Here is a 4,371-nt window from a genome sequence, read left to right on the forward strand (position 1 = left end):
CTTGGCGTCGGCGACGTGGTCGACGCGCAGCAGCCGCGCGCCGAGGGCCGCGACGATGATGATGCCCAGCACGCCACCGGGGTACGCCAGCGAATAACCGACGACCGCCGCCGACGCCGCATCCGGATCCGACCCGGCGGGCAGTAGATCGGGGACGGCGGCGAGGATCGCGGCCATGCCCGGCGTCGACGACACCGCGCCGGCAAACATGCCGGCACCGGTGATGGCGTCCGCGCCGGAGAACGTCACCAACGCGAACGTCAGCGCCGTCAACCCGATCAGCAAAACGGCGACGATGAGGTTCAGCGCCAGACCCCGGCTGCGCAGCGTGCGGAAGAACGCCGGCCCCGCGGCCAAGCCGATGCAGTACACGAACAACGCCAACCCGAACTGGTAAATGAGGGGAGGCATCTGGATGTCGGGGTTGGCCGTCGACAAGCCGATGGCGACGAAGAGGATCGCCGCCGACCCCAGGCTCAGCCCCACGACCCGGATCCGCCCGAGGGCGAAACCGACGGTGAGGATGACGGCCAGGGCCAGCAGCGAATTGGACGCGAGAAATGCGAGCACGATGCCCACCCTAGCCCCGCCGCTGGATAGACTGCCGCCATGGACCTGCCCCAGATCGACCCGCTGCGAGCCGCCGTGGAAAGCGTGCTGCTCGTCGTGGACACGCCGGTGACGCCGATGGACCTCGCCCGCGCGCTCGACGTCGAGCCGGAGGCGATCCGCGAGGTGCTGGGGCAGATGCGCGACGAGTTCGAGGCCCGTGGTTCGGGGTTCGATCTCCGCGAGGTCGAGGGCGGGTGGCGCCTGTACACGCGGGCGCAATACGCGGATGCCGTGGAGGCGTTTCTGCTCGACGGCACGCAGACGAGGTTGTCGCGCGCGGCGATGGAGACGCTCGCCGTCGTGGCCTACCGCCAGCCGGCGACGCGCGCGCAGGTGTCGGCGGTGCGCGGCGTCAACGTCGACGGCGTCATGCGCACGCTGCTGGCCCGCGGCCTCGTCGCCGAGGCGGGGGAGGACCCGTCGACGGGCGCGCACCTGTACGTCACCACCAACCTGCTCCTGGAGCAGCTGGGCATCGAATCGCTCGACCAGTTGCCCGATTTGGCGCCGCTGCTTCCCGACGTCGACCTCATCGACGAACCCGACCTGCCCTGACCGGGACCCGGCCCGGCTCCGACTCGGGCAACGGGGGCACCTCGGCAGTGTGATCTTGGTCGGCTGACCAACCCCGGATTAAGGCGAACAGTGAACGCCGGATATTGTCGAAGATGAAAGCGCCGGATCGGAATCGGTCGGGCGGATGAGCGCATTGGGCGCGCCGGTTCCCACGGGCACGTGCGGGACTCGAGCGGGAAAGGACATCTCTTCCTCATGTACTTCAGGGGCATCCACATCATCACCGGCACGGGGACGTCGGTGGGCAAGACCACCGCCACCGCCGCCTTGGTGGCCCAGGCGATGGCGGCCGGCGAGGAGCCGATCGTGGTCAAGCTCGCCCAGACCGGCGAGCCGGAGGGCAAGGGTGCGCTGGAGGTGATCCGCCGGCTGACGGGCTGCGAGGATCTCCACGAGTTCGCGCGGTACGACGACGCTCTCCCGCCGGTGTTCGCCGCCCGGCGCGTCGGCGCCCCGGAGCTGGATCTGGAGGAGACCGCCGACAAGCTGCGCGATCTCGCCGCCGACGGCCGCCCCGTGTTCGTGGAGGGCACCGGCGGCGTGCTGGCGCGGATCTCGAACTGGGCGCTGCCGCAGTTGGCGGAGGAGCTCGGCGCGAAGGTCACCATCGTGACCGCGACGTCGCCGGGCACGCTCAACGCCGTCGAGTTGACGCTGGAGGCGTGCCGCGCCCGCGGCTTGGAGATCACCGGCATCATCGGCGGCGCCCGCCCCGAGCAGCCCGATGCGGTGGCCGAGTGCGTCATCGAGCAGCTGCCCCTCGTCACCGGCCTGCCCGTCCTGGCGTGGCTGCCGGAGGACGCCGCCGAGCTGGACCGCGAGGACTTCGTCGGCCGCGCCGCCAGCTGGTTCAGCGGAAGCTTCGTGGAGTAGCGCGCGTCCCGGAGGTCAGGGTTCCAGACCCCGGCCCCAGACCCCGGCCACCGTGCCCTCGCCGACTCAGACGTCGGCGGGGGCCTTTTTCGCGTCCGGATTCGCGCCCGCGGTCAGTTCCGGTCCGGCGTCCCGGGGCATTCTGCGGTTGATCCACGGCACGAGGGCGCCGACGGCCGCCGCGATGACGATGGCCGACAGGCCCAGCGCGAGGAAATACGACCGTTCGGAGGAGGCGCTGGTCGGGTCGTAGTTGGTGGACATGACGCCGGCCAGCGCGGTGCCCACGGCCATCGTCATGAAGAACAGCGCGGAGAAGCGCGTCCGGTACTTCGCGGGCGCCATCGACGTGGCCGCCGACATGCCGACGGGCCCGATGTGCAGCTCCCCGAACGTGATGATGCCGTATGCGGCCACCAGCGCGATGAGCGGCACGGTGCCCGCCGCATGCCCGGTGAAGGGCAGCAGGCACATGACGCCGGCGCCGGCCAGGGCGGTGCCGCCGGTGATCTGCGCGGTCGGGCCCGGCATGCGGTCGCCGAGGCGCAGGCGCAGCGCGGCCAGCGGGGCGGACAGCGTGAGAATGAAGATCGGGTTGAGCGACTGCGCCCACGCCGCCGGGGCCTCCCAGCCGCCGCCATCGCCGCCGATGATGCGGTCGACGCGCACGTCGGCGTAAACGGCCAGCGCGCCGAAGGTCTGGTTGAGGATCGCCCAGAACGCCGCCGACGCCACGAACAGCGGCAGGAATGCCAGCACGCGGGCCCGTTCCCCGGCACGCAGCCCGCGGTCGAGCAGCATCTGGCCGAAAAGTGCGGTGGTGGCCAGCAGGGTCGCCACGAGCATGACGGTGGCCAGGTGAGCCAGCGGCAGCACGCCGGTCGCGGTGAGGGCCGCCAATCCGAGCACCGCGACTGCGACGACGCCGGCGATTGCGGCGAGGTCTCGCCGGGCAATGGGGAGGGAAGGCTTTTCGACGGCGACGCGGGCGTCGTCAAGCCAGGTACCCGACAAACGGCGTCGGCCGAGCACATAGTGGACCAGGCCGGCGGTCATGAGGACGGCCGCCGCGCCGAAGCCGATGTGGTAGCCGTGGCGGACCGAGAGCCATCCGGTGAGCATGGGCCCGAGCAGTGCGCCGACGTTGATGCCCAGGTAGAAGAGCTGGAAGTCGGAATCGGTGCGGCGGTCGCCGTCGGCTCGGACGCGGCCGAGCATGGTGATCGCCGACGTCTTCAGCGCGCCCGAGCCGACCGCGACGAGGATCAGGCCGATGGCGACGCCCGTGCCGCCGGGGAGCAGCGCCAGCGCCAGGTGGCCGGCGACGAGCAGCCACGCGCCGGTGAGCAGCGTGCGTTCCGCGCCGAGGACGCGGTCGGCGACCCAGCCGCCCGCGATGGTGCACAGGTACACGAGGCTGCCGTACGCCCCCATGAGGGCGGTGGCCGTGGTCGTGGACAGGCCGACGCCACCGTCGGTGACCGTGGCGTAGAGGTAATACACCATGATCGCCTGCATGCCGTAGTAGCTGAAGCGCTCCCACGTTTCCACGCCGATGATGGCGGGCAGTGCGATGCGGGCGCGCCCCGGTGGGCGGGATTCCGGCGTCGCGGGCGGCGAAAGCACGCAACTTGAACGGTGTCCAATGCTGGTCATGGAGTTATCGTCCGGATTGGCGCGTTCGATGGCAAATCATCCCCCGCGGCTACCCCTGAACAGTGTTCGATTTTCGTGATCGGCGCTAACGTCACGGTTCATGACCACCGTCCGCACCAACTCGCACGACGCCGATTCAGCCACCGAATCCGCCTCGGCCACCGACCTCGCCGCCTTCGACGCCGCGCACGTCTGGCACCCCTACGGCCCGATGCCCAGCCCGGTGCGGGCGCTGCCGGTGGCGTCGGCGGCGGGAACGCGGCTGACGCTTGCCGACGGCCGCGAACTCATCGACGGCATGAGCAGCTGGTGGGCGGCGTGCCACGGCCATTCGCACCCGCGCCTGGTGGCGGCGGCGCAGCGGCAGGCGGCGACGATGTCCCACGTCATGTTCGGAGGGCTCACCCACGGACCGGCCGTCGACCTGTCGCGCCGGCTCCTCGCGATGACCGACCCAGCCCTCGACGCGGTGTTCTTCTCCGACTCCGGCTCGGTGTCGGTGGAAGTCGCGATCAAGATGGCGCTGCAGTACCAGCGGGCCGTCGGCAAGCCGGAGCGCACCCGCCTGATGACCTGGCGCGGCGGCTACCACGGCGACACCCGCGCGCCGATGAGCGTCTGCGACCCCGACGGCGGCATGCACTCCCTGTGGGC

Annotated in this window: 4 protein-coding genes and 1 pseudogene; 3 read left to right on the plus strand and 2 right to left on the minus strand. The window is 71.0% G+C overall.

Annotated elements, in window-relative coordinates; genetic code table 11:
• Window positions 1–570 (minus strand): annotated as a pseudogene (locus GX015_RS07285) (transporter); the annotation flags it as partial.
• A 39-nt stretch (window positions 571–609) separates the two neighbouring features.
• Here GX015_RS07285 and scpB point away from each other — a divergent pair.
• Window positions 610–1,167: an SMC-Scp complex subunit ScpB gene (scpB, locus tag GX015_RS07290; RefSeq protein WP_291343975.1), complete on the plus strand. Its 558-nt coding sequence runs from the start codon at window positions 610–612 to the stop codon at window positions 1,165–1,167.
• Between the two features lie 216 nt (window positions 1,168–1,383).
• A complete protein-coding gene (bioD, locus tag GX015_RS07295) occupies window positions 1,384–2,061 on the plus strand; it encodes an ATP-dependent dethiobiotin synthetase BioD (RefSeq protein ID WP_291343977.1) in 678 nt (225 codons plus the stop codon).
• Window positions 2,062–2,127: 66 nt separating this feature from the next.
• Here the strand turns inward: bioD and GX015_RS07300 are convergent, their stop codons facing one another.
• Complete coding sequence (locus GX015_RS07300; protein ID WP_291343979.1) at window positions 2,128–3,687, minus strand: oligopeptide:H+ symporter; 1,560 nt, start codon at window positions 3,685–3,687, stop codon at window positions 2,128–2,130.
• 130 nt (window positions 3,688–3,817) lie between these two features.
• On the opposite strand from GX015_RS07300, the gene GX015_RS07305 reads away from it, so the two are divergent.
• The coding region (locus tag GX015_RS07305) for an aminotransferase class III-fold pyridoxal phosphate-dependent enzyme (RefSeq protein WP_291343981.1) at window positions 3,818–4,371 on the plus strand (554 nt) is incomplete at its 3' end.

It is taken from the genome of Corynebacterium sp. (assembly GCF_012837295.1).
Lineage (GTDB): Bacteria > Actinomycetota > Actinomycetes > Mycobacteriales > Mycobacteriaceae > Corynebacterium.